The following is a 25,803-nucleotide window of genomic DNA, read 5'->3' on the forward strand; positions in this document are numbered from 1 at the left end:
TGGCGGAGAGAGGGGGATTCGAACCCCCGGAACGCTCTCGCGCTCAACGGTTTTCAAGACCGCCGCATTCAACCGCTCTGCCATCTCTCCGTGAGTCGTAATGATAGCATCGTTTTGAATTTGCAACAGGGAAGGCGAACGATGACGATCACCGAAATCGACGAGAAGTTCATGCGCGAGGCGTTGGCGGAGGCGCGAGTCGCCGCGGCGGTGGGCGAGGTGCCCATTGGAGCCGTAGTGGTGCGCGACGGTGAGATCGTCGCGAGGGCGCACAATCGGCGCGAGCTCGACCAGGATCCTTCGGCTCATGCCGAGTTTGCGGCCCTGTGTGCTGCCGCTCGGTCGCTCGGTCGCTGGCGCCTTTCCGACTGTACGGTCTATGTGACGTTGGAACCCTGCTGCATGTGCGCAGGCCTTATGGTTAACGCGCGCGTGGGGCGCTGCGTGTATGGCGCGAGCGACGCCAAGGCGGGCGCGTTGGGATCCCTATACGATTTGAATGCCGACTCGCGCCTGAATCATCGGTTTAACGTGACGGCTGGGGTCCTGGCGGACGAATGCCGCGAGCTGCTGAGTAGCTATTTTGGCGGTCTGCGCGGGGCGGGCGGCGCTGGTTGCGGTTGTGGGGCCGATCTTGACGCGCACGCCGCTCACGCCGCAGCGCTTGCAGGTGCCGGTGAGGATGCTGGCACGGCGGTTGACTTTGGTCCTGCGTGCCGCCGGCCCCGCCGTGTGCTGTTGGCGATCGACTCCTTTAAGGGCAGCGTGCCGAGCGCGCAGGCGGAGGCGGCGGTTGCCGAGGGCATGCGCCGTGTGTGGTCCGATGTCGAGGTGTGCGTATTGCCGCTGGCAGATGGCGGCGAGGGAACGCTCGATGCTATCGCCGCGTGCGGCGGTGAGATTGTGACCTGCGAGGTGGCAGGTCCCTTGGGCAAGCGCACGTCTGCCCGGATGCTGGTTGATATCGAGCACGAGTCGGCTGTTATTGAGATGGCCGAAGCCGCAGGCATCGGGTATTCACCTTGCACGGAGTCGTCGGCGCTGGCTGCTACAACCTATGGCGTGGGCGAGCTCATGCTTCGCGCGGTTCGCGTGGGCGCAAAGACTATCTATATTGGTTTGGGCGGCAGCGCCACCAACGATGGCGGCGCCGGTATGCTGCAGGCGCTGGGCGCGCGTGTGGTCGATGATCAGGGCTGCGATGTCGCCCCCGGTCTTGCCGGCCTTGAGCAGGTGGCGAGCGTCGATTTGGCGCCAGCACTGCAGGCTTTGGATGATATTCGTATCGTTGTGCTTTCCGATGTCGAGAATCCGCTCGTGGGGCGTCGAGGCGCACTGGCGGTGTTTGGCGGGCAGAAGGGCCTGCCGGCGGATGATGTCGAGGTGCTGCGCAGATACGACGGCTGGATGGTCGGCTACGGTCGCCTGCTCGATGCGGCAATTTTCGAGGCGCGAGCCCAGGGATTGTTGCGCACACCCGAGAACGCACGGACATTTGGCTCGGTGCTTGGCGTGCCCGGCGCGGGCGCTGCCGGTGGCTTGGGCGCGGCGTTGCTGGCGCTCGGCGCGGAGCTACGCTCGGGTGTGGAGACGGTGCTCGATCTCGTGGGGTTTGACGAGCGCGTGCGCGATGTCGACCTGGTCATTACAGGCGAGGGCAATATGGATGAGCAATCCGCCGCCGGTAAGGCGCCGGTTGGTGTGGCTCGCCGCGCCAAGCGATATGGCAAACCGGTGGTCGCCGTCGTGGGTGGTCGCGCTGACAACCTGGATGCGGTGTGTGTGCAGGGCATCGACTTGGTGCTTCCAATCTGCCGCAAGCCCATGGACCTGGAACAGGCACTCGATCCGCAAGAAGCCACAACCAACCTCATCTGCGCCGGTGAAGCGGCCGCTCGATCCTACGACCTTGGCCGTATCTAAAACCCATCCCCTCGATAAGTTGCGGTGAAATACGGAGTGTTTTTGCCTTTAAGGTGCCAATTCAGTCCGTATTCCACCGCAACTTCGAGAATGGTCATTCGAGGTTGGCTGCCTTGGGTCTTGGGTCGGACCGTTTGCCACGAAATGCGGCCATCTACTACGTTAAACCGGCCACCTTCGACCATCCCGGAATTTGCAAAAACAAAACCGCAGGTAGAAAGCTTGCCGATTTTCGAAAAAGTCGGCTATGGTTGACCCCTGTGGCCTAAACGTAGTAGATGGGCCCTTTCTGTGGTGCGGCACCAAGCCGGTCATTTTGGGATGGGACTATTTTGACTACTCATTGGCTGCTCTGGCAATCGGGCTGCAAAAGTAGTCAAAAAAGCTCCGTCCCAAATTAGCTACCTTGCTCTGGCGGGCGGGAGCAGGTAAGATATACCGAGCGCCTAGCGCGTTCGATGGGTTCGGATGACGACATGTTCCGAATCTGGTCAGGTCCGGAAGGAAGCAGCCATAAGGAGCCTCTGTCGGGCATCCGAATCCATCGAGCGCACGGGCGCTTTTTTGGTGCCGCGATGCGGTCCCGGTGCCGGCGGGCTGTTTGGTGTCTCGCTGGTCCTCGGCTTTGCCTGCGGGATCGCTCGACTACCAAACACCTCGCCGCCGGCCGGGCCCCGTCGTCCAAAAATCACCCGTAAAGGCGCGTTTATCTAATTTAATCTATCCCTTGCGGAATGCGGCTTGCTGGCGTTGTCTGGGCATTGATGGCTACGTGGTTCAAGAGGCGGCGGTGCTGTTGCTTGAATTTTTGCAGTTAAAGAGGCCCGTTTCCCTGGGTTGGGGAAACGGACCTCATTTTGTCTCTGGACTTGTGGATTGGCGGAGCCAATAGCCGTTGGCGGCTATTTTGAGTTCCTGATGCGGCGTGTGGCTGTGGCGGTTATTCCGAGCCCCATGGCGGCGATTCCTGCGAGTGCTATTGCGCTCGGTGCTGTGTCGCCCGTGTTCGCGAGCTTGCCGGCGGTCGTATCTGCTTGCTTGCCGCTGCTCGAGTTCGCCTGCTTGGTGGAGCTTGGCGGGGTATTTTTGCCGGTCGCGGGCGAGCTGGCGGGCTGTGCCGTCTCGGCCGGTTGCGCTGAGTTGGAGGGAGGCGTCGTCTCGGTCGGTTGCGTTATCTCGGGTGAGGCGGCCTTGTCTGCCGCGGCTTTCGCCTCTTCGTATGCCTTGCAGGCGTCGTCATAGGCCGCTTGCGCCTTTTCCAAATCGCTAAGGAGCGCATTTCGCTTGGCTATGTCCTCGTCGATGTGGGCTTTAGCTTCCTTTGCCTTACTTTCGAAATACTGAACCTGTTTTTCCTGGCTTTCGAGCCGGCGTTGGTAGCGGTGAAGATCATCTTCACAAGATTCTTCTCGCCTTTGTGCCGTCATGATCTCCATGCGCAACTGCTTAATATGCTCCTTAATAGCTGTGCTGGGCTCCTCGTCGCCGAGTGCTTCAAGTGCCTTATCTAATTCTGCCTGAAGGCCGCTTGTCCGGTTGTGGGCCTCATCGTATTTGGCTTGGGCTGCATCGACGTTCGCTTGCATGGCGGGAAGGGGTTCCCTCCGTTTGGCGGCTTCCGTCACCACCATGTCGTAGATCTCTTGAAAAGCGGCAATGTCATCATCGATTTCCGCAAGTTTCTCGGGACTTGCGGCGTCTTTTGCGGCCTCGAGGTTTTTGAGCGCTTCCTGCATGGCTGCATACGCTTTTTCTTTTGCGGCGGCCGCATCTTCCGTCTGCAAGGCAACTGCACCGGTGGGGGAGCTGGTTTCTGCCGCGATCGCCGCTACGGGGGCGATTCCCGCGACAAGTGCCGCGGAAAGGGCGATGCCCACAGTTGCTCGTCTTGCTCTTCTTGCGAGAATGTCGTTCATCTCGGCACCTCATTTCAAGGGTCGGCGACTAACTTGGTAGCACTAATGTAAGTATATCAGGCGGTCGACCCGACACTGGCTGGGTGTGCGCGTGCCTTTCCGCTTCTTTGGAAACCGAATCCCATTAGAAATGACGAGTTGTTTACGCTTCTTTTGGGGTGGCGGTACTATCATGGTTCGAATTGAATGTGGATGATGATAGGGAGCGCCTATACATGATTGAGCTGCTCAGGCGTTTTGGTGGTAAGTTTCGCCGGTATATGGTGATTGGCCCTGCGTGTAAGCTGATCGAAGTGATCTTTGACCTGCTGACGCCGCTGGTGATTGCCCAGATGATCGATAAGGGTATTGGCGCACACGATGTCAACGCCGTCGTCCACTACGGTATGCTGCTTGGCGCCATGGCTGTGATCGGCATCTCGTTTACGCTCGTCTGCCAAAAGATGGCGGCGCTCACCTCGCAGGGCATGGGCACCGATATCCGCGGTGCGCTCTACCAACACATCAACAAGTTGAGCTATGCCGAACTCGACCGCTTTGGCACGCCGTCGCTTATCACCCGCATCACCAACGACGTCAACCAGGTGCAGCTTGCCGTGGCGCTGGGCGTGCGCATGCTCATCCGCTGGCCCTTCTTGGCGGTGGGCTCTATGTGCGCGGCCCTTGCCATCGACCTTAAGCTCGGCATGATCTTTTTGATTTGCACGCCCGCCATTGGCCTGGTGTTTTGGTTTGTCATGGCGCGCTGCATTCCGTACTACAAGCAGCTGCAGGCAAAGCTCGACCGCATCGCGCTCATTTGCCGCGAGGGGCTTTCGGGCGCCCGCGTGGTTCGCGCCTTTGTGCGCGAGGACCACGAGCGTGAGCGCTTTGCCCAAGCTGCCGATGACCAGGCCAATACTGCCATCGCGGTGGGCAAGCTCTCGTCGATTCTCAACCCCGTGACGTTTTTGGTGATGAACCTGGGTGTGTGCGCCATCCTGTGGGTGGGCGGCATCCAGGTCAACGTGGGCGAGCTCACGCAGGGTCAGGTCATGGCGTTTGTGAACTACATGACGCAGACGCTCACCTCCATCGTGTACGTCGCCAACCTGGTCGTGGTCTTTACCAAGGCGAGCGCCAGCGCGTCGCGTATCAACGAGGTGCTCAATTGCGTGCCGAGCATCACCGACGAGGATAACGAGCCGGTCGCACTGCCCCAGGCACCCGCGACGGACGTCGACGCCCCGGTCTCCGCGCTGAGCTTGAGCCATGCGAGCTTCTCCTTTGGCGCGGGCGCGGCAAATGCCGTCAACGATGTGACCCTGGAGCTGCCGCTGGGCAAGACGCTCGGCATTATCGGCGGCACGGGCAGCGGCAAGTCCACGCTCGTCTCGCTCGTCCCGCGCCTGTACGATGCGAGCACCGGCAGCGTGAGCGTGATGGGCGCCGACGTGCGCACCTGGCCGCTCGACCAGCTGCGCCGTGTGGTCGCGACCGTCCCGCAGCGCGCGTCGCTGGTGAGCGGCACCATCCGCAGCAACCTGACCTGGCGCGACGAGGCTGCGACCGACGAGGATCTCTGGGCGGCGCTCGACATGGCGCAGGCGAGCGAGTTCGTGCGCAACAAGCCGCAGGGGCTCGATACCCCGGTCGAGGCGGGCGGCAAGAACTTCAGCGCTGGCCAACGCCAGCGCCTGACCATCGCGCGCGCCCTGGTGGGCTCGCCTCAGATATTGATCATGGACGACTCCGCCTCGGCGCTCGACTTTAAGACCGACGCGGCGCTTCGCCATGCCATCCGCGAGCGCAGCGTGTGTGGCGCTGCTGAGGGCGGGCTGCCGCTGACTACGGTGATCGTAAGCCAGCGCGTTTCGACCGTGCGCGACGCCGACATGATCTGCGTACTCGACCACGGCTCGGTCGCGGGCCTGGGCGCGCACGATGAGCTCTACACGACCTGCCAGCTCTACCGCGAGATTTGCCAGTCGCAGCTTCGCCGCGAGGAGCTCGAGGGCCAGCAGGGGAGCACGACGCCCGCGTCCGCTCCGACCGCCCCCGCATCCGTCTGCGCAAAGGAGGGCTGCTAAATGAATCCGTACACTTCCTCCGGTTCGGTCGCCACGATGACGGCCAACGTGTCCGGCAACGATAACCTCAACGACCTGGGTGACGGTCCGCGCCAGCCCGGCGATCCCGAGCGCTATCCCGTGGGTGCGGTGACCCGCCGCTTGCTGGGCTACGTTCGTCCGCATCGCATTTCGTTTGTTGCGTCGTTTGTGAGCGCCGCCATCTCCGTGATTCTGCAGCTCTACACGCCCATCCTCATCGGCGAGGGCATCGACCTGATCGTTGCCGCCGGGCAGGTGGACTTTGACGCACTGCTGCCGCTCGTTACCAAGCTCGCGATTGTCGTCGTAGGTGCTGCGGCCTTCCAGTGGCTACAGGGCTACTGCGTCAACCGCCTGTCCTACGAGACGGTGCGCGACATGCGCGTGGAGGCGAGCGACAAGCTCAGCCGTATGCCGCTCAGCTTTATCGACAGCCATGCCCACGGCGACCTTATGAGCCGCGTGGTCAACGACGTGGATCAGGTGGGCGACGGCCTGCTGCAGGGTTTTACCCAGCTTTTCACCGGCGTTATCACCATCGTGGGCACGCTCGCGTTTATGCTCTCCATTAACCTGACCATGACGCTCGTGGTGGTGCTCGTCACGCCGCTTTCCATCTTTGCTGCCGGTGCTATTGCCAAGCTCTCCAACAAGAGCTTTACGGCTCAGCAGCGCATTCAAGGGCAGCTCGGTGGTCATATCGAGGAGTATGTGGGCGAGCAAAAGCTTGTCGACGCCTTTGCCTATGGCCCCAACGCTCAGCAGCGCTTCGATGCCCTCAATGCCCAGCTCTACACCGCGGGCGAGTGCGCGCAGTTTATGGGTTCGCTCTCCAACCCCGGTACGCGTTTTATCAATAACATCATCTATGCCGTGGTCGCTGTGATCGGCTGCGTGGGCGTGATCACGGGCGTGCCCGCGGCGCTTACGGTGGGCGGCGTGCAGATCTTCCTGTCCTACGCCAACCAGTACACCAAGCCGTTCAACGAGGTCACCAACGTCATTACGCAGATCCAGACCGCGTACGTCTCGGCGCGCCGTATGTTTGCGCTGCTCGATGCGCGCGAGCAGGAGCCCGATGCGGAGGATGCCGTGGAACTTGCCGTCCCGCAGGGCGAGGTGACCTTTGAGCATGTGGACTTTAGCTACGTGCCCGACCGCAAACTGCTGCAGGATATCTGCATCGAGGCTAAGCCCGGCATACGCTTTGCCCTGGTCGGCCCCACGGGCTGCGGCAAGACGACGCTCATCAACCTGCTGCTGCGCTTTTACGATATCGATGCCGGACGCATCATGGTCGATGGCCGGTCTTCGCGTGACTACGCGCGCGCAAGCCTTCGCCGTGCCTTTGGCATGGTGCTGCAGGACACTTGGCTGTTCGAGGGCACGGTGGCGGACAACATCGCTTACGGTTGCCCAGGAGCTACGCGCGAGCAGGTTGTCGAAGCCGCCAAGCGCGCGCACGCGCACAAGTTTATCGTGCAGTTGCCAGGCGGCTACGATACGGTCATCGGCGAGGACGGCGGCACGTTTAGCCAGGGTCAAAAACAGCTGCTGTGCATCGCGCGCGTCATGCTCACCGACCCGGCTATCTTGCTGCTGGACGAGGCGACCTCGAGTATCGATACCCGCACCGAGCTGCAGGTGCAGGCGGCATTCGACGAGCTCATGGCCGGTCGCACAAGCTTTGTCGTGGCGCACCGCCTGAGCACCGTCCGCAACGCCGACTGCATTCTGGTGATGCGCGACGGGCAGATTATCGAGCGCGGCACGCACGACGAGCTGCTAGCGGCAGGCGGCTTCTACGCCGAACTCTATCGCAGCCAATTCGCCCAGTGAGCAAGCCCGTGGGGCAAATTAATCAATCGACAGACGGTGGTTTACATCTGTCACGTTAGTACTAAGATATTCATCTAATAAATTGCATTAGTGGCTTTAGTTTTGGGGGAAACGAGGCAACGTGACTATGACGTGCTCTTTGGTGGTTAACAGCAAGAGCGGTAATACTAGGATGGTTTCGGGCGCGATCAAGCGCGCTCTGCAGGCTGCGGGTGTTGAGTTTGTCCATGCCGCGGCGTTGAGCGACGATGCGGATGCAGATCAGGTTGCGCTCGAGGCGCAGGGCGCCTGCACGGCCGACACGGTGCTCGTCGGTTTTTGGTGCGACAAGGGCGCGTGCACGCCTTCGGTCGCGGCGTTGCTCTCCGCCTTGCACGGCAAGCGCGTCTTCCTGTTTGGCACCTGCGGTTTTGGCGCCGACCAGAGCTATTACCAGCAGATTATTGATCGCGTGACTTCCAATTTGGCTGGGGATGCCGAGCTTGCGGGCTGGGCGATGTGCCAGGGCAAGATGGGCCCCGCGGTCAAGCAGCGCTACGAGGCCATGCTCGAGCAAGATCCCGACAACGCTCGCTATAAGATGCTGCTCGACAACTGGGTTGCCGCGAAGGACCATCCCACCAAGGAAGATCTGGACAACATGGCTGCAGCCGCCAAAAAGGCCGTTTTGGGCGAGTAGCTTCGTCGTTCGCGGTGCCGCGCGTTCAATCGTACAAACGTGAAAGCCTCGAGATTCTCGAGGCTTTTTTCTTGACACTTGTGGACGCAACCGTGGCAAGCGTTTGGGGTGACATTTTCCATCACCTCGATGACGAGGCCGTTCTGGACAACACGCTCGCATACGTTCGCTGGATGTATTCAGAGTGGGAAGGGCTTTCCTGATGGATGGGGTTTCGGAAAGTGCGTCCCAGAATTTGCCTTTGGAGTGGGATGCAATTTCCGGTTGAGGGATCTGGTGGAAAATGCGACCCGGAATTTGCGATCGGAGTGGGATGGAGTTTCCCAACGGGGCCGTAAGCGGAAACTGCATCCCACTCCGGACGTGAATTCTGGGACACGGTTTCCGGATTCAAAAAAGGCCACATGACGTGGCCTTTAACTTGTATATGCTGCGGGTATCCCCATGACAAGCCGCGCTCCAACAACAGGGCGTCTGTCCGGGCGGAGGCATATAAGGTTCATCGCGAGTTCCGCACGCAAAGGAGGCCACTTAATGTGGCCTCCGTCTTGCGCAGGACTGTCCGAGCAGGGAACCTTACGTTCCGCGTCGCCGGGCAGACGAACCAGTTAAGACGCGCTGCTACTTGATCTTGGTCGTACCTGGCGCCAGGTTGGGGTCGGTCTCGTTGGCCTCGGTCTGGAAGTGCTCGGTGTAGACGTTCTTGCCGTCGCGGAACATCTCGTAGTACTGCATCTTGGCGTAATCCTCGCGCGCCTTGGTGGCAGCCGCGGCCTCGGCGTCGTCGCCGGTGACGTTGGAGGAGAGCGCCCAACGCAGGCTAGCGTCCTCGTAGCCCACGGAGTTGATGGCGGGCAGCGACTCGCGCAGCGTCATGTGCGCCTTCTGGTAGTCGGTCAGCGGGGCGCCGATCAGCTGCATAAGCTGCGTGGACAGGTAGTTGGTGGACAGGTCGTCGACCTCGCTCGTCTGGTCGCAACCAGCAACGTCGTAGTTAGCCCAAATGATGTAGTCGGTCTGCCACAAGCGCTCCTGGTGGGTGGCGTCGTCCTCGCCGGTAAACCACTTATCGTTGAATTTGGACGGGAAGAACGGCTGATGGTCGCCCCAGAACACCACGACCACCTTGCGGTCGAGTTTGCTCAGGGCGTTGAGGAAGTAACGCAGCGCCTGGTCGGACTGCTCGATGCACGAGACGTACTCGTCGACATCGGAGAGCGTGCCGTCCTCGATGGTCTTGGCGTCTAGGTCGGTCGTGTCGATGTTCAGGTGCATCTGCTTGTCGACCGGCAGCAGGCCCGTATCGTAGCCCGAGTGGTTCTGCATGGTCACGTCGAAGATAAACTGCGGATCGGCGTTCTGGTTGAGCATCTCAAGAATCTTGTCGTAGGTAGCCTGGTCGGTCACCATGCCGCGCAGGGTATCGGCGCCCTGGAAATCGTTGATGGACAGGAACTGGTCAAAGCCAAAGTCCTTGTAGACGTTCTCGCGGTTCCAGTTGGTGGCGTGGTTGGGGTGCATGGCCGTGGTGGAATATCCGAGCGACTTGAACTGCTCTGCCAGGTTCCCGGTCGTTTCCATGTTGTAGATGGTGTAGGGGTACACGCCCGAGCCCAGGTTGGCCATGGAGTTGCCGGTCATAAACTCAAACTCGGTATTGGCGGTGCCGCCGCCGTAGGCGCTCACGTAGAGCTTGCCGCGGCTGAGGCAGTTGGACAGGTTCTTAAAGTACTGCGGGCCTTCGTAGCCGGCGCGCATGTTCTGGTAGATCGAAAGATCCGAGAAGGTTTCGTTCATGATGGCGATGACCGTGGGCTTCTCGCTGTCGAACTGCTCCTTTGCGGCGGCGCGCTCGTCGCTCTCGGCCGCGTCGGACTTGTCGTAGGCCTTGGCGTACTTTTTGAGCGTGGCCTTGGCATCGTCGACGGAGTAGTCGGCGGGTTTGGGCGGCTTGATGGACTGTGCCGCACTAATAAAGGCGGGCAGGTAGCCCTCGCGCCAGTAGCTCTCGAGCGGGCGCCAGGTGTAGACAGTGATGCCGAGGGTGTTGTAGTAGTCGATGAGGGTGACGTGCGCGGTCACGCCGCCCAGGCACAGCACGGCGACGAGCAGGTTGGTGAGCAGCATGCGCTTGGCGTTGGCGGCACCCTTCTGACGGTGCGGTGCCACCAGGCCGGCGTACTCGCACAGCAGCATGGCGATGGCGGTAAAGCCCATGGACAGCACGCAGAACAGCGAGATCGAGAAGGTGTAGCCGGTGCCGGCGACCGCGGCGGCGGTGGAGATGGCCGAAAGGTCGCCCGGCTGGATGGGCATGGATTTAAACGTGATGACGAAGAACTCGGCAATGCCCAGGACAAAGAGGGCAAAGGCCAGGACCGCGGGAGCTGCGCCGTGGCGCTGGAACAGGAAGAACAAGCCGATCATGAGCACGGTGATGATGGCCCACTCGAGCAGGATGCACAGGTGGTAGACCCAGGTAAAGTCGTGGTTGGACGAGACCTCCATGCCCAGCAGCGCAAAGACGCCGGCGAGCAGCAGGCACAGGACGGCGGCGACGAGTGGTTTGCCCACAAAGGCGCCGCGCAGGCGGGCGAGCTTGCCGGTGGGGGCGGGGGCGTCGGGCTTGGCGAACGCAAAGACGCGCGGGGCGATGCGATCGCGGGCGATGCTGGCCCAGGCGCATCCGGTGAGGATGGCGTTGGTCAGGATGAGCATCACAAAGGCGAGCGGCTCGTTTTGGGCGACGAGGCCAATGGCGCCCCAAATAGTCAAAAAGACCTGGAACAGGCCGAAGACGACGCTCCACCCAAGAGCGCTTTTGGCAACGGTGCCCGACTGAGCGCGAATGGCCTTGGCCTCGCGCAAGACAAGGTAGACGGTCGCCGCAAGACCGACGAGCGAGATGGCGGCAGCGAACATGCTGAGACTCCTCACAAACTAAAACGTACGAAAGCGGGGGTTTACCCGATTGTTACCAAGATATGCGCTGCAATTGGTGGCTGCGCACAACAACCAGCCATATTAACGCGCACGTGCGGCGGTGTGGCGCAATGTAGTGGCGGCCTGCGCGATAATGGACGGGAATTACACGGAAACGTAAAGGCTTCTTAAAGAAATGGCGAGGATGGGGCTATGGGTGAGCAGACTTGTATGACGGGCGTCGAGCACTGCGGCGGAGCTGCGGGCATGGACGCGGGCGGCTATCCGGTCGAGACCACGGGCAACGCGGTGCTGGACACGTTGGAGCATCGCTCGTCCACGCGTGCCTTCGCGCGTGATGACGACGACCGTCCCGTGGCGGTGACCGACGAGCAGCGGGCGGCGATCTTGCATGCGGCGAGCCGCGCGCCGTCGGCGGGCGCCATGATGATGTATTCCATCGTGAGCATCCGCGAGCAGGCTACGCTGGACCGCCTCGCCGACCTGTGCGATCACCAGCCCATGATCGCCAAGGCGCCCTGGGCACTAATATTTGTGGTCGATTATGCCAAGTGGATCGATCTGTTTGAGCACGTGGGCTGCTTTGAGCCCGAGTTTGTCGAGCGTACGGGCAAGGCGCCCCGCCGCGCGCCGGGTTTGGGCGACTTTGCCATCGCGGCCCAGGACACCGTGATCGCTGCGCAAAACGCCGTGGTTGCCGCCGAGGCCCTGGGGCTGGGGAGCTGCTACATCGGCGATATCGTCGAGAATGCCGAGGAAGTTGCCGAGCTGCTGGACTTGCCGCCCTATACCATGCCGCTGTCGATGCTCATCATCGGCACGCCCCGTAAGGAGCGTCCGGCCATTGCGCATCCCGTGGTGAACCTGGTGCACGAGGAGCGCTACTGCCGCGCCGATGCCGCGACCATGGACGCGCAGGTGGCCGAGATGGACGCGATGTTCCGTCCGCATGCCCGCGTGGTGGGGGAGCGCGTCGTGGACATCTATACCCGCAAGCACACGAGTCCCTTTATGGCCGAGATGAGCCGCTCCATGGAGTGGTGGTTCAAAAATTGGCTCGGAAAATGACGGATGCGACAAAGAGACAGTCCCTTTGTCACATTCCATATCGCCGAGGTGGCTTAAAGGCCGTATAAATGTTTATCTAGCTGGGAAAACAGTGCCATTCAAACATGGGCCGATTACCTATAATTCCTTCGAACATTAAAGTTGGGAGGAAACCGGCTTATGGAACAAAAGGCCAAGGAGGCAGCTTCGCACGCTGCGATTCCTGTGAGCATCTCGGCGATGCTCGTCACGCTGGGCGTGGTGTACGGCGATATCGGCACCAGCCCTATGTATGTAACCAAGGCGCTCGTTGCCGGCAACGGCGGCATCGGAAGCGTCACGGAGGAGTTCGTGCTCGGCGCGCTCTCCCTTGTCGTGTGGACGGTCACGTTGCTGACCACCATCAAGTATGTGCTCATCTCGCTGCGCGCCGATAACCATGGCGAGGGCGGTATCTTTGCCCTGTACAGTCTGGTCAAGCGCTGTGGCAAGTGGCTTATCATCCCCGCCATGCTAGGTGGCGCCGCGCTGCTCGCCGACGGCATCCTCACGCCGGCCGTTACCGTTACCACGGCCATCGAGGGCCTGCGCACCATCCCGGCGGTCCATGCCGTGCTGGGCGATGACCAGGGCCGCGTCGTCGCCATTACGCTCGCCATCATCATCGTGCTCTTCTTGGTACAGCGCATCGGTACGGCCAAGATCGGTCACGCCTTTGGCCCCATCATGACGCTGTGGTTCCTGTTCCTGGGCGGCACGGGTCTGTTCTTTGTCTTCCAGCACCCCGCCGTGCTGCTGTGCCTCAACCCGGTGCGCGGCATCGCCTTTTTGCTGAGCCCCAACAACCACGCGGGCATCATGATTCTGGGCAGCTGCTTCCTCGCCACCACCGGTGCCGAGGCGCTCTACTCCGACATGGGCCACGTCGGCCGCGGCAACATCTACGCTACCTGGCCGTTCGTTAAGTGCTGCCTGCTGCTTTCCTATATGGGCCAGGGCGCTTGGCTTATGAACAACGCTGCCAACCCCGAGCTCATGGGCATTGCCGACCTCAACCCGTTCTACCAGATGCTCGCCCCGGGCCTGCGCCCGTTTGCCGTAGGCCTTTCCACCGTCGCGGCCATCATTGCCTCGCAGGCGCTCATCACCGGCGCATTCTCGCTGGTGTCCGAGGCCAGCCGTCTGGACCTTATGCCGCACATGCAGGTCTTCTACCCTGCCGAGACCAAGGGCCAGCTCTACATCCCCATGGTCAACAACGTCATGCTCGTGGGCTGCGTCATCGTGGTGCTGCTGTTCCAGAACTCGGCGCATATGGAAGCCGCCTACGGCCTTGCCATTACGCTGACTATGATGTGCACCACGCTGCTGCTCTTCTTCTACCTGCACGAGGAGCGCAAGCTCAAGGTTGCTCCGTGGATCTTCGCGGCCTTCTTCCTTTTGCTCGAAGGCTTCTTCTTCGTGAGCTCGCTCACCAAGTTCTTCCACGGCGGCTACTTCACCATCCTCATGGCTGCACTCATCATGGGCATTATGGTGTGCTGGTACAACGGCACGGCGGTCGAGCAGCGCCAGTTTACGCTGCTGCCGCTGCGCAGCTACCTGCCGCAGCTCAAGCGCCTGCGCGATGACGATCGCTACGAGCGCCTGAGCGACAACATCGTGTACCTGACCAAGGACACCCATACCGATTACATCGACCGTGATATCGTCTATTCGATCTTGGACAAGCATCCCAAGCGCGCTCGCGCCTGGTGGTTCGTGAATGTCGAGACCATGGACGAGCCGCATACCTTTGCCTATTCGGTCGAGACGTTCGGCACCGACTACGTGTTCCGCGTGCATCTGTACCTGGGCTACAAGATCAACCAGCGCGTCAATGCCTATCTGCGTCAGGTCGTTCAGGACCTGGCTGCCACCGGCGAGCTGCCGGCGCAGACGCATGACTACTCGGTCTACAAGGATCCGGGCAACATCGGTACGTTCAAGTTCGTCCTGATCCGTAAGCTTCTGGCGCCCGAAAGCGATGTGGAGCCGAGCGAGCGTACGGCCATCACGCTCAAGTACATCATCCGCCGCGCCGCCGGCACGCCTGCACGCTGGTACGGCCTGGAGAACTCCAACGTGAGCTTTGAGTACGTGCCGCTGTTCACCAAGTTCAAGGCCGTGAACAAGATGCAGCGCCTGGCCCCCAACGAGCGGCCGTAGGCGCCGACGGGTTGCACGGAGTTGGTTTTCGATGGACAAGATTGAGACCGGGGAGGCAAACATGGATGCAAAGATGCTTGATGGCCGCGAGGTGGTTGCCGAGCTGGTACGTGAGGCACGCGCCGACGCCGCCGAAGATCGGTTTTTGACGAACCGTGCCAACATGGATATGGCCGATCGCGTAATTTCGATCGTGGCACTGGTATTTGGAGCGGTGTGCGTGTGTGCCCTGCTCGCGCACGTGCTGTTTGTCTAGCGACCGCCGGCTGCAAAGGCTATACACTTGGAACCACCACAAGGGAAACCACCACAAAGGTGCCTGTCCCTTTGTGGTGGTTTTTGTTTTTGAGAGAGGAGCGGGGCGCTGATGGACGTCCGTACGGACGGCGATATTGCCGATAACTTTTGGTGGCGGCGCACAACGCTGGCGCGCCGCACTCCTCTGTATGACGCCTGCGTATCGGTGGGACTGCTGGTCGCGGCGACGATTGTGGGCGCGCTGCTCGACCATCCGGGTCTCGCGCCGAGCATCATGATCGTCTATGTGTTCGCCGTTCAGCTGTGCGCATTCTTTACCTGGAGTCGCCTGTATTGCTTGCTGAGCTCGGCTGCCGCCGTGGCGCTCTACAACTTCTTGTTTGTCGACCCGCGCTACTCGCTGTCGCTTATCGACCGCGGCTATCCCGGCATGTTCTTCATCATGTTCGTGGTCTCGCTTGTGTCGAGCTCGATTGCGTTGGCCCTGCGCCGCGCCTTGGCACAGGCTGCCGCCAGCGACCGCCGCACGCATATGGTGCTCGAGACCAACCGCATGCTGCAGCAGTGCGCCGACGAGCAGCAGATCGTTCATGCCATGGCAACGCAGCTGGCGCGTCTTTCGGGCTGTCCGGTCGTGTGGTACAGCGCCGACGCCGAGGGCGATGACCTGCTGCCGCGCGCGACTTACACGGCCGTGGGCGATGCCGCGCCGGTGCATGAACTGGCGCCGCAGATGCCGCCGCGGCTCTCGGCGTCCGCCTATGTGGGAACGCCGCTCGATGCCACCTATGGCGGCTCGGCGTTTTATGGCATCTACCTGACGGTTCGCACGGGCGACGGCTTCGCGCGCTCGGGCGACCCCGCCTCGGTGGTGGGCGTGCTGGCTATCGTTGCCGAGCGCGACGTGCTGACGCACGAGGAGCGAACACTTGCCGATGCCATCGTGAGCGAAGGCGAGCTGGCACTCGATCGCGCCCGCGCTATGGAGGCCCGCGAGGAGGCGGCGGTGCTCGCCAAAAACGAACAGCTGCGCGCCAACCTGCTGCGCTCCATCTCGCACGATCTGCGCACACCGCTTACCAGTATTTCGGGTAATGCCGACGTGCTGCTCGATCAGGGCTCGACCGGCACCGCGGTTCTCGATGCCCAGACGCGCCGTGGCCTTCTTCTATCCATTCGCTCGGATGCGCTGTGGCTCAACGCCACCGTCGAGAACCTGCTCGCCATCACCAAGCTCGAGGGCGGCGGCATGCACCTGTCGACCACGCTCGAGCTCATGGACGATATCGTCGAGGAGGCGCTGCGCCACGTGAACCCTGCCGTGCGCGAGCACGACCTTAAGGTGGTGGCGTGCGATGAGCCGGCGCTCGTCAACGTCGATGCACGCCTGATGGTGCAGCTGGTGGTCAATCTGGTGAACAACGCCATCACCTATACGCCCACAGGCTCGCATATCATGATTTCGATTAGCGTCGACGATGGACGCGTGGCGTGCTCGGTGGTCGATGATGGTCCGGGCATCGCACCCGAGGACCGCGAGCGGATCTTTGAGTCGTTCTACACCGCCAACCACGGTCTGGCTGACAGTCACCGCAGCGTGGGCCTGGGTCTTTCGCTCTGCCGCTCCATTGCGCTGGCGCATGGCGGTAGCATAGAGGTTGCCGCGGCGGACCCGCACGGCTCGGTCTTTACGATTGAGCTTCCTGCCGCCGACGTTTCGTTTGATAAGGAGTAGCGCCGTGCCGAACTCTGCCGTAAAACCGCTCATCTTGGTCGTTGAGGACGACCCTGCCGTTCGCAATCTTATTGTTGCTGCGCTCGAGGCGCACGGCTTGCGCCATATGGCCGTGGAGACCGCCCATGCCGCCATCGCCGCCGCCTCGTCGCAGACGCCGAGCATTGTGCTGCTCGATCTGGGCCTGCCCGATATGGACGGCGTCAAGGTGGTGGAGTCGGTGCGCGCATGGTCGGGCATGCCGATTATCGTGGTCTCGGCGCGCAGCGAGGATGCGGACAAAATCCGCGCGCTCGATGCCGGTGCTGACGACTATCTGACCAAGCCGTTTTCGGTCGAGGAGCTGCTCGCGCGTATTCGCACGACGCTCAGGCGCCTTTCGTATGCGCAAACGGGCGGTGTTGCCTCCGAGGGCTCGTTCGATACCGGTGAGCTGCATATCGATTTTGATGCCGGCATCGCCACGATGGATGGCGAGGAACTGCATCTGACGCCGATCGAGTATAAGCTCCTGTGCCTGCTGGCACATAACGCCGACAAGGTACTAACGCACCAGTTTATCCTGCACGAGATTTGGGGCACGGCAACTAAGAGCGACCTGGCGAGCCTGCGCGTCTTTATGGGCACGCTGCGCAAGAAGATCGAGTCCGACCCCGCGCACCCGCGCTATATCCAAACACACGTGGGCATCGGTTACCGATTGGTCACCCAAGGCTAGATCGCCAACCACCGTCCCAATATGAGTTGCGGTGAAATACGGACGGAAATGGCCTATTTGGCGGCCAAACAGTCCATATTCCACCGCAACTTTGTTTATTTGCCCCTGGGTTTGCTGGCGTAGAACTTCTTCTTTTTGGGCTTGCCGGCGGGGGAGGGTTTGCCGTCGCCGCGCGGCCCTCGGTCTCCGGCCTGCGCGTGCGCGGGTACTGCCGCGCGAGGCTTGCGGGCCTCGGGGTTGCGCAGCTCCTCGACACGCTCGGCAATCTCCTCGGCGCTAAAGCCGACCTCGGCCATGGCGTCCTCAATGGGCAGGCGGCGCACGATATAGCAGTGGTGCACCTTCTGGTTGCGTGCGAAATCCTCGGGGATGGTCTGCGCCGTAATGTCCTCCAGCACCACGCCCGCGCGCGCGAGCTTGCGTGTCTCGGGGCGGAAGCCGCGCAGGTTGCAGCTAAAGATGGCGTGGCCGCCCTGTGCGAGCAGGCGCGATACGCCGGCCAAAAGCTCAACATGGTCGCGCTGGACATCCCAGGTGCGGCGGCCCATCTTGGACGAGTTCGAGAACGTGGGCGGGTCGACAAAGATCAAGTCCCAGCGGTTGCGCGTCTGGCGCTGGTCGCGAATCCAGGCGAGCACGTCGTCGCGCACAAAATGATGCTGCGGACCAACAAAGCCGTTCTGGCGCATATTGCGCTCGGCCCAGTCCAGGTAGGTGTTGGAAAGGTCGACCGTCACGGTCTCCTCGACGCCGCCATCGGCCGCGTAGCAGGTGGCAGTGCCGGTGTAGGCAAACAGGTTGAGGAAGCGGCGCGCCTGCTTGGCGTGCTCGCGCACCAGGTTGCGCGTGACGCGATGATCCAGGAAGATGCCCACATCCAGGTAGTCGTCAAAGTTGACGGCAAAGGTGAGCCCGCCTTCTTCGATGAGCGGCAGACGCCGGCGCGCGATGTTGGCGCGCTCGCCCGATCCGCCCTTGCCGGCGCCCTGCTTGCCGTACTGCGAGCCGCCACGCGAACGCATGCGGGCCTTGGCGTGCACATGCTCGGCGGGAACATCTAGGATGCGCGGCGCGATGGCCAAAATGTCGAGCATGCGGGCCTGGGCTAGCGCGGGGTCGATGGTCTTGGGCGCGGCGTATTCGGCGATGACGAGCCAGCGGCCCGGCGTCTGCGGGCAACCCTCGTACAGGTCGATGGCGGCGGAGTAATCGGGCAGGTCGGCATCGTAGACGCGGTAGCAGCTCACGCCCTCGCGCTTTGCCCACTTGCGGCGCAGGCGGGCATTCTTGCGCAGGCGGTTGGCGAACTGCTCGGACTCGGGAATGAGCACGGGCAACGGCTTGCCGTCACCCAGGTCGAGCGTGGCGGCAGGTTCGGGCATGGAGGAAGCGGCGGCTTTGTCGTTGGCTTCGTTGGCATCCGCAACCTCGGCCTCGGCATCCGCACTGGTCGCAGCCTCAAACGCTGCGGCGGCGTGGTCGAGCGAGGGCCAAACCTCAATAGTTGCCTCTTCGTTATTGGGCATGACGGCGATGGAGCGCGCGGGCTCGGCATGGAGCGCGCGGGCCATAAGGCCATCGCGGGTGAGTGCGGCGACCGGCGCCGCGGAAAGCTCGGGCGCGCGGCGCAGCTCGCCGACCAGCGTCATGGCGTCGTGCATGAGTGAAAGCGGTGTCTCGGTGGTGTCTGCGACTACGGCGGCTCCGGCGACGGCGCCAGCATGGTCCAGCACGGTGGCGGACTTGGCGGCGCAAAAGTCGACAAAACGCTTGTAACCAGCGCTCTTGACCATGCGCTCGGCGGTCTTGCGAGCGGCGGGGTCGATGTCTGCGGCCACGATGCGCGCCTGCCGCTCGCGCGCTGCCGCCTCGCGCTCGCGCGCCTCGGCAAGCAGCTGCTCCCACAGAGCGGCGTCGTGCAGCTGCCAGCCCTCAAAGCCCCAGCGCTCGCGTGCGGCGCCCGGGGCGCGGTCGGTCAGAATGTTCGCGGCCTCCAGCAGCAGGCCGCCGCCGGCGCACGAGGCATCGATCAGCGTGGGGAGGGCTTCGTTCTCGTAATCGTCGGCCGTCAGCTCGCGCTCGCATAGTGCGGTCCAGCCGACCTGCGCCAGCACCAGGGCGGCGTAGTCGGGGCGCAGCACGTGCGTGCCCTCGCCGGCGCGGGTCGCTGCGGGCGGCAGGCGTTTGAACAGCGGGTCGCCCGAAAGGTCCAGGCTAATGCTCGCGCGACGCTGACGCAGCGAAAGCAGTAGGTGAACATCGGGGTCGGCGGCATCGACGTCGGCACGACGTCCCGTGGTCTCGGCCAGGCGGTCGCACAGCGCGTCTTTGGCGCGCAGGGCCGAGAAGCGCGTGTTGCGCAGTTGCTCGGTCACGCCGCGGGCGGTGATGGCGATGGTGGCGCCGGGGCGGACGATGCTCTCCCAGGCGATGTCGTAAACGCTATCGTACAGTTCATCGGCATCCTGCGCCTCAAAGCGCCCGAGTACCACGAACACACGGCTCGCCAGGCGCGACCACAGACAGGCGCGGTAGCCTTCTTCGAGCTCGCCCTCAAATGTAGCGCGGCCCTTCAGCCGGCGAACATGCGAAAGCCCGAGGCGTTTAAGCTCATCGGCGAGTGCGGACTCAAAGCCCTCGGGGCAGCTTGCGTAAAATTCCATGGGTGACCTCTCTGGTTGCGTCGCTCCATTATATGATGGATGTTTCGTTTGCCCTTATCCTCGAAAGGAACCCATATGATTGATGCGTGTCCCGAACCCGCTGTGCTCTTTTTTGACGTGGACGGCACGCTAACGTCGTTCGATCCCGACGATATGACCGATAAGGACTTTTCGGCGGTTCGCCCCTCGCAGGCGGTGATCGAGGCGTTTCATCGTCTGCGCGACGCAGGGCACAAGGCGTTTATCTGCACGGGTCGTCCCTTGTGGCTGATTGCCGATGGCCTGCGTGCTTTGGAGCCTGCGGGTGTCGTTGCCATGGCGGGCGCCACGCTCGAGGTCGAGGGTCGCGTGGTGCATGAGGACTGCTTTGACGAGGACGTTATCGAGGAGCTTGCGCGCCGTATGGCCGCGGCAGGGATTGAGGCCTTTTTCGAGACCAACGTGGCTACTTTTGCCCTGGAACCCGCGGGTGTTGAGCAGTCGTCTCTGATCGGCACTTCTGTGGTGCACAACGCCGAGGAGATGCGCGTCGACGGCAGTCTGCGCGTGGGCAAGGTATGCCTCAATGTGCCCAGTTTGGCTCGCGTAGCCAATGATGACGGCTTTATCGATTGCGAGTTTGAGCTGTGCAACACCGGTGGCCAGAATCGCGAGCTGAGCCCCAAGGGCATTGACAAGGGCGTGGGCGTTGCGCGAGCGCTGGCGTATCTGGGCCGCGAGGGAAATGCGCGCACCTTTGGCTTTGGCGATTCGGGCAACGACCTGGGCATGCTCGCCGCCGTCGAGACAGCCGTGGCCATGGGTAACGCCATGCCCGAGGTCAAGGCGGTCGCCGACTACGTGACCGACGATGTCGCACACGACGGTACCGTCACAGCGATGCAGCATTTCGGCCTCATCTAATGAATCCCGCGTTCTGACGTTTGCCCAAACTGCGACTCTTTGCTTTTGCATGCTCAATCGATTTATCAATCCAAACACTGAGGTGTTTATACCGTTCGCCGAGAAGATAAAAAACTGCAGCTCACGCCTTGATAAACGTAGGTAAAGTGTTTAGCAGTTTATTGGCCGTATGCTAACGAAAGGAATCAGGCAGATGGCAATCAAGGTGTTCGCTGACGGTGCAAACCTCGAGGGCATGCTCGACATGTACGAGAACGGCAACGTTCAGGGTTTCACGACCAACCCGTCCCTTATGAAGAAGGGCGGCGTGACGGATTACCGCGCGTTTGCCAAGGAGGTCCTGACCCACATCACCGATGTGTCCGTCTCGTTCGAGGTCTTTGCCGACGACGTCGAGACCATGGAGGTCGAGGCCCGCGAGATCGCTACCTGGGCCGAGAACGTCTACGTCAAGATTCCGTGCGTGACTACCAAGGGCGAGTCCACCGCCGAGCTGGTGCGCAAGCTTTCGGCCGACGGCATCAAGGTCAACGTCACCACCATCTTTACGCCTACGCAGGTCGATGAGATGGTCGAGGCCGTCGACGCCGAGACGCCGTCCATCATCTCGCTCTTTGCCGGCCGCATCGCCGATACCGGCGTCGACCCCATTCCGTTTATGACGGAGTCGGTTAAGAAGGCCGCCGCAAAGCCCAACTGCGAGGTCCTGTGGGCGTCCACGCGCGAGCTCATCAACATTTACCAGGCCGAGGCCTGCGGTTGCCAGATCATCACGGTGCCCAACAGCATCCTGGCCAAGCGCAAGAACATTGGTCGCGACCCGTACGAGGTCTCGCTCGACACCGTGCGCGGCTTTGCCAAGGATATCGCCGCTTTGGGCTTCCATATTCTGCCGTAACGCGAACACTGGCTACGCCGCGGGCTGCTCGCCCCGGCCTTTCCTTTCCCTATCGCTCACGCGCTTCGCGAGGGTCGCGCTAGGCAAAGGAAAGGCCGGGGCTGCCGACACGAGCTTGCCAGCAAGTTGGCGCTTGGCTTCCATATCCTGCCGTGGGCAAAGGTACCCCCGCCTGCGCCGTGCAAAATTGAGAGTATTCAGCAAGGTAAAGGCTTTACCAGCTAGATAAAGCACGGAACGGCCCCCGTTTTGGCTCTGACGACGCTAAAACGGGGGCTGTTTTTTGCTTTTTCGTCTCTGAGGGGCATCCGGAACGGTGGAATTTGCAGAATACTCGCGATTTTGCACATCGCTACAGGGGGTACCTTTGCTTTGGCGGTTTACTTGCCCTGCACCATGGTGAGCGAGATCTTCTTGCGGTCGCGATCGACCTTTTCGACCCACACCTTGACCGTGTCACCGACGCGCACGACGTCGCTGGGGTGCTTGACAAAGCGGTTGGCCAGCTTAGAGATATGTACGAGGCCGTCCTGGTGCACTCCCACGTCGACGAAGGCGCCAAAGTCGACAACGTTGCGCACCGTGCCCTTGAGCTCCATGCCGGGCTCCAGGTCGTCGATGGAAAGCGCCGAGCGGCTAAAGACCACCTCGGGCGCGTCATCGCGCGGGTCGCGGCCGGGCTTCTTGAGCTCGTTGACAATGTCGATGAGCGTGAGGGTGCCGCAGTTCAGATCGCTAGCCAGCGTTGAGATGCTGCCCAGACGGCGCTCGATGTCGGGCACGCCGCCGCGGCTGAGCTCGCTGGCTTTAACGCCGGCGCGTTCCAGGACGGACGTGGCCACCTCGTAGCTCTCGGGGTGGACGCTCGTCGCGTCGAGCGGGTTCTTGCCGCCGCTGATGCGCAGGAAGCCCGCGGCGTTGAGGTATGCCTTGGGTCCTAGTTTGGGGACCTTCTTAAGCTGGCGGCGATCGGTAAAGGCACCGTTTTCCTCGCGGTAGGCCACGATGTTTTTGGCCACGCTCGGCGTGATGCCCGATACGTATCCCAGCAGGCTTGCGCTCGCGGTATTCACGTCGACGCCCACGCGGTTGACGACGTCCTCCACCACATGGCCCAGGGTGCGCGAAAGCTCGGCCTGGTCAAGGTCGTGCTGGTACTGGCCAACGCCGATGGACTGGGGCGGGATCTTGACGAGCTCTGCCAGCGGGTCCTGTAGACGGCGGCCCAGGCTCATGGCGCCACGCACGGTGACGTCCAGGTCGGGATACTCCTGGCTGGCGAGCTCGGAGGCGGAGTACACCGACGCGCCGGCCTCATTGACGATGGTGTAGCGAAGGCTGGGCGCCTGCTCGGCAATGAACTCCGAGACGACTTCCTCGGTCTCGCGGCTGGCGGTGCCGTTGCCGATGACGATGGTGTTGACGCCATCCTTCTTGACGAGGCGGGCGAGCTCGCGCTTGGTGCCGGCGACGTCGTGGCGCGGCTTGGTGGGGTAGACCACGCCGTGGTCGAGCAGCTTGCCGGTTTCGTCCATGACGGCGACCTTGCAACCGGTGCGGTAGCCCGGATCGAGTGCGAGCACGCGGGCGCCGCGCACGGGGCGCGCCGAGAGCAGGCCCTCGAGATTCTTGGCAAAGACATTGATGGCCTCGGTCTGAGCGCGAACGGTGAGTTTGGCGCGGGCCTCGCGCTCCAGCGAGGGAGCCATGAGGCGCTTGTAGCCGTCGGCGATAGCGGCGTCAAAGACGGGCGCGAAGACGCCCTGGCGACGTGGCCAGCGGCTGCCGAGGCGCGCCGTGGCGGCAGCGCCGTCGACGTTCACGCGCACGCGGAGCTTGCCTTCGCGCTCACCGCGGTCGATAGCCAGCACGCGGTGGTTGGGTATACGGCGCAGCGGCTCATCATAGCTGTAGTACGGCTCGTAGGGGGTCTTCTCGGCGGGGTCGGTGGCCTCGACGACGATGTCGGCGGTGTTTTGCGTAAAGGCGCGCAGGTCGGCGACGTTCTCGGGGTCTTCGGCTACCGTCTCGGCCACGATGTCGGCGGCGCCGGCGAGCGCCTTCTCGGGTGTGTCGAAGCCGGCCTCCTCGTTGACGTATGCCGCGGCGGCGTCGAGCGCGCTGCCCTTGGCCGAGGCCTGCATGATGATCATGTTGGCGAGCGGCTCCAGACCTGCCTCGCGGGCCTTCTGCGCGCGGGTCATGCGCTTTTTGCGGTAGGGCTTGTAGAGGTCCTCGACACGCTGGAGCTGCGTGGCCTCGCGAATTTGCTGTTCGAGTTCGGGCGTGAGCTTGCCCTGGGCGTCGATGAGCAGAATGACGTCCTCTTTGCGCTGCTCAAGATTGCGCAGGTAGGACAGGCGCTCGTCGAGGGCGCGCAGGGCGACGTCGTCCATGCCGCCCGTGGCTTCCTTGCGGTAGCGTGAGATAAAGGGAATGGTGTTGCCCTCGTCGATGAGCTTGACGGCTGCCTCGATGTTGTCAGCCTTAAGGTCGAGCTCGCGGGCGAGCTGGGCGATAAGATCCATGGGACTCCTTGCGTTTAAGGTGCGTTTGCAGCACAGAGCTACCAAGGATACCACCCGTCCCAAAAGACTGTTTTGGGGCCGCGCCACGAAAACGGCCTATCTACTACGTTTAACCCGTATGGGTCGACCATTCCCCGGTTTTCCGAGAATACGCAAGCTGTCTACCTGCGGTTTTAATTTCGCGAAATTCGGCATGGTTGAGGGCGATCGGTTAAGCGTAGTAGATAGGCCCATTTCGTGGCGAACGAATCAAGCCGAGGTGCAAAATAGCCCCCGCCCCAGAAAAATCGTCGGCAAGGTAGCAAAATGCCCCGCGGGCAGGAGGCTGCTCGCGGGGCAAAGAAGAGGGGCTTGTTGGTGACGGACCGAAGGGTTCGGCATGGGGTTTCTGCCGCGGTCGCTCTTAAGGCATTACAGCTCGACGAGCTGGCCGGTCTCGGCGGCCTCCTTGATAGCGTTGAGAAGCGTGAGCGTCTTAACGTTGTCGGCGGGGGTCACGACGGGCTCGACCTCGCGGCGGACGACCTTCACAAAGTGCTTGAGCTGCATCTTGTGCGGCAGCGCCGGGTCCACAGCCGGAATCTCCATCTGCAGCGGCTTGTGCCAGTTGGAGGCGCCGTCGTAGGAGAACTGGTGCAGGCGGGGCAGCGACAGGGCGCCCTTAGTGCCGCCGATAAAGTAGGCGTCGGCGTCGAAGGGGCGGTACTGCGGGTCCTCGCGAGCGGTTGCCTCCCAGTTCCAGGGGCTGGCGGTGGCGTCGGAGATGGTCATGCTTGCGAGCGCGCCATCGGCAAAACGGACGTTGACCACGGCGGAGTCCTCGGTCTCAAAACCGCGGGCGGCGCTGGACTGCATGCCCTGGACGGCAACGGGCTCGCCCAGCAGGTAGCGGAGCAGGTCGACGTCGTGCACCAGGTTGACCAGGATCGGGCCGGCACCCTTCTTGCGGCGCCACTCGACATCGAAGTACTCGTCATTCTTATAGATCATGTAGTGGAAGCTCGACACGGTGAGCTTGCCCAGCTCGCCGGCCTCGATGATCTCCTTGGCCTTGTTGACGAAGGGATTGTGGCGACGGTGCTGGCCCACGAGCACGGGCACGCCGGCGGTCTCGGCCTCGGCGGCGAAGGCCTGGGCATCCTCCAGGTCGTTGGAGATCGGCTTTTCGACCAACGGCACGATGTTGCGCTTGATGGCCTCGCGGGCAACGCCCAGGTGCAGGTCGTTGGGCGTGGCGATGATGACGGCCTCGGGCTTGACCTCGTCCATCATCTGGGCGGGATCGGTGAAGAACGGCACGCCGGCGGCCTCGGCCGTGGCGCGGGCGCCCTCAAAGGCGTCGGCGATGGCGACGAGCTCGGCCTCGGGCTCCTCGGTGACAAAGCGGATGTGGTTGCGGCCCATGGCGCCGGCGCCGATAACGGCAATGCGGACGGGGTTGAGTTCAGACATTTC

At 62.3% G+C, this 25,803-nt stretch carries 16 protein-coding genes, 1 tRNA gene and 1 other RNA gene; 12 read left to right on the forward strand and 6 right to left on the reverse strand.

What is annotated here, in order from left to right; translation table 11 throughout:
• Positions 1–90, reverse strand: a tRNA-Ser gene (locus GPK39_RS06315).
• 51 nt (positions 91–141) lie between these two features.
• Between GPK39_RS06315 and tadA the strand changes: the two genes are divergently transcribed.
• Positions 142–1,923 (forward strand): tRNA adenosine(34) deaminase TadA, encoded by a 1,782-nt coding sequence (gene tadA, locus GPK39_RS06320; protein ID WP_215674476.1) that lies wholly within the window; start codon positions 142–144, stop codon positions 1,921–1,923.
• A 455-nt stretch (positions 1,924–2,378) separates the two neighbouring features.
• An RNA gene (gene ffs / locus GPK39_RS06325) (signal recognition particle sRNA small type) lies at positions 2,379–2,474 on the forward strand.
• A 351-nt stretch (positions 2,475–2,825) separates the two neighbouring features.
• Here ffs and GPK39_RS06330 read toward each other — a convergent pair.
• The gene (locus GPK39_RS06330) at positions 2,826–3,839 is read right to left on the reverse strand and encodes an LPXTG cell wall anchor domain-containing protein (protein ID WP_215674478.1); all 1,014 of its coding nucleotides are present in this window, start codon (positions 3,837–3,839) and stop codon (positions 2,826–2,828) included.
• Positions 3,840–4,054: 215 nt separating this feature from the next.
• On the opposite strand from GPK39_RS06330, the gene GPK39_RS06335 reads away from it, so the two are divergent.
• The 3 genes from GPK39_RS06335 to bilS all read left to right on the forward strand — a co-directional run bounded on the left by GPK39_RS06335 (position 4,055) and on the right by bilS (position 8,447).
• Positions 4,055–5,908 carry an ABC transporter ATP-binding protein gene (locus tag GPK39_RS06335; protein WP_215674480.1) on the forward strand — a complete coding sequence of 618 codons (1,854 nt, stop codon included), beginning with the start codon at positions 4,055–4,057 and terminating at the stop codon, positions 5,906–5,908.
• Positions 5,909–7,768 (forward strand): ABC transporter ATP-binding protein, encoded by a 1,860-nt coding sequence (locus GPK39_RS06340; RefSeq protein WP_215674482.1) that lies wholly within the window; start codon positions 5,909–5,911, stop codon positions 7,766–7,768. It abuts the gene before it with no gap.
• Between the two features lie 127 nt (positions 7,769–7,895).
• On the forward strand, positions 7,896–8,447 hold the full coding sequence (bilS, locus tag GPK39_RS06345; RefSeq protein WP_215674484.1) for a flavodoxin family protein BilS: 552 nt from the start codon (positions 7,896–7,898) through the stop codon (positions 8,445–8,447).
• 621 nt (positions 8,448–9,068) lie between these two features.
• Here bilS and GPK39_RS06350 read toward each other — a convergent pair.
• Entirely contained in the window at positions 9,069–11,369 is a 2,301-nt protein-coding gene (locus GPK39_RS06350) for an LTA synthase family protein (protein ID WP_215674487.1), read from the reverse strand.
• A 213-nt stretch (positions 11,370–11,582) separates the two neighbouring features.
• Between GPK39_RS06350 and GPK39_RS06355 the strand changes: the two genes are divergently transcribed.
• From GPK39_RS06355 to GPK39_RS06375, 5 genes are all read left to right on the forward strand, one after another.
• Positions 11,583–12,458, forward strand: a complete 876-nt coding sequence (locus GPK39_RS06355) for a nitroreductase family protein (RefSeq protein WP_215674489.1) — start codon at positions 11,583–11,585, stop codon at positions 12,456–12,458.
• 159 nt (positions 12,459–12,617) lie between these two features.
• The gene (locus GPK39_RS06360) at positions 12,618–14,645 is read left to right on the forward strand and encodes a KUP/HAK/KT family potassium transporter (RefSeq protein ID WP_117840327.1); all 2,028 of its coding nucleotides are present in this window, start codon (positions 12,618–12,620) and stop codon (positions 14,643–14,645) included.
• Positions 14,646–14,706: 61 nt separating this feature from the next.
• Positions 14,707–14,901 (forward strand): hypothetical protein, encoded by a 195-nt coding sequence (locus GPK39_RS06365; protein WP_118450240.1) that lies wholly within the window; start codon positions 14,707–14,709, stop codon positions 14,899–14,901.
• Positions 14,902–15,012: 111 nt separating this feature from the next.
• Entirely contained in the window at positions 15,013–16,638 is a 1,626-nt protein-coding gene (locus GPK39_RS06370; RefSeq protein ID WP_215674491.1) for an ATP-binding protein, read from the forward strand.
• A 4-nt stretch (positions 16,639–16,642) separates the two neighbouring features.
• Positions 16,643–17,356 (forward strand): response regulator, encoded by a 714-nt coding sequence (locus GPK39_RS06375; RefSeq protein WP_055286278.1) that lies wholly within the window; start codon positions 16,643–16,645, stop codon positions 17,354–17,356.
• A 95-nt stretch (positions 17,357–17,451) separates the two neighbouring features.
• Here GPK39_RS06375 and rlmKL read toward each other — a convergent pair whose 3' ends face one another.
• Positions 17,452–20,019: a bifunctional 23S rRNA (guanine(2069)-N(7))-methyltransferase RlmK/23S rRNA (guanine(2445)-N(2))-methyltransferase RlmL gene (rlmKL, locus tag GPK39_RS06380; protein WP_215674493.1), complete on the reverse strand. Its 2,568-nt coding sequence runs from the start codon at positions 20,017–20,019 to the stop codon at positions 17,452–17,454.
• Positions 20,020–20,094: 75 nt separating this feature from the next.
• Here rlmKL and GPK39_RS06385 point away from each other — a divergent pair, with 75 nt between their 5' ends.
• Both GPK39_RS06385 and GPK39_RS06390 read left to right on the forward strand, forming a co-directional pair.
• Positions 20,095–20,922 carry an HAD-IIB family hydrolase gene (locus tag GPK39_RS06385; protein WP_215674495.1) on the forward strand — a complete coding sequence of 276 codons (828 nt, stop codon included), beginning with the start codon at positions 20,095–20,097 and terminating at the stop codon, positions 20,920–20,922.
• Positions 20,923–21,115: 193 nt separating this feature from the next.
• Complete coding sequence (locus GPK39_RS06390; RefSeq protein WP_199576330.1) at positions 21,116–21,820, forward strand: transaldolase; 705 nt, start codon at positions 21,116–21,118, stop codon at positions 21,818–21,820.
• A 380-nt stretch (positions 21,821–22,200) separates the two neighbouring features.
• Here the strand turns inward: GPK39_RS06390 and GPK39_RS06395 are convergent, their stop codons facing one another.
• Together GPK39_RS06395 and GPK39_RS06400 are read right to left on the reverse strand one after the other, a co-directional pair.
• Positions 22,201–24,348, reverse strand: a complete 2,148-nt coding sequence (locus GPK39_RS06395; RefSeq protein ID WP_215674497.1) for a Tex family protein — start codon at positions 24,346–24,348, stop codon at positions 22,201–22,203.
• A 411-nt stretch (positions 24,349–24,759) separates the two neighbouring features.
• Complete coding sequence (locus tag GPK39_RS06400) at positions 24,760–25,800, reverse strand: Gfo/Idh/MocA family protein (RefSeq protein ID WP_215674499.1); 1,041 nt, start codon at positions 25,798–25,800, stop codon at positions 24,760–24,762.
• Positions 25,801–25,803: the final 3 nt, after the last annotated feature.

This window comes from Collinsella aerofaciens, assembly GCF_018785245.1.
Classification (GTDB): domain Bacteria; phylum Actinomycetota; class Coriobacteriia; order Coriobacteriales; family Coriobacteriaceae; genus Collinsella; species Collinsella aerofaciens_AD.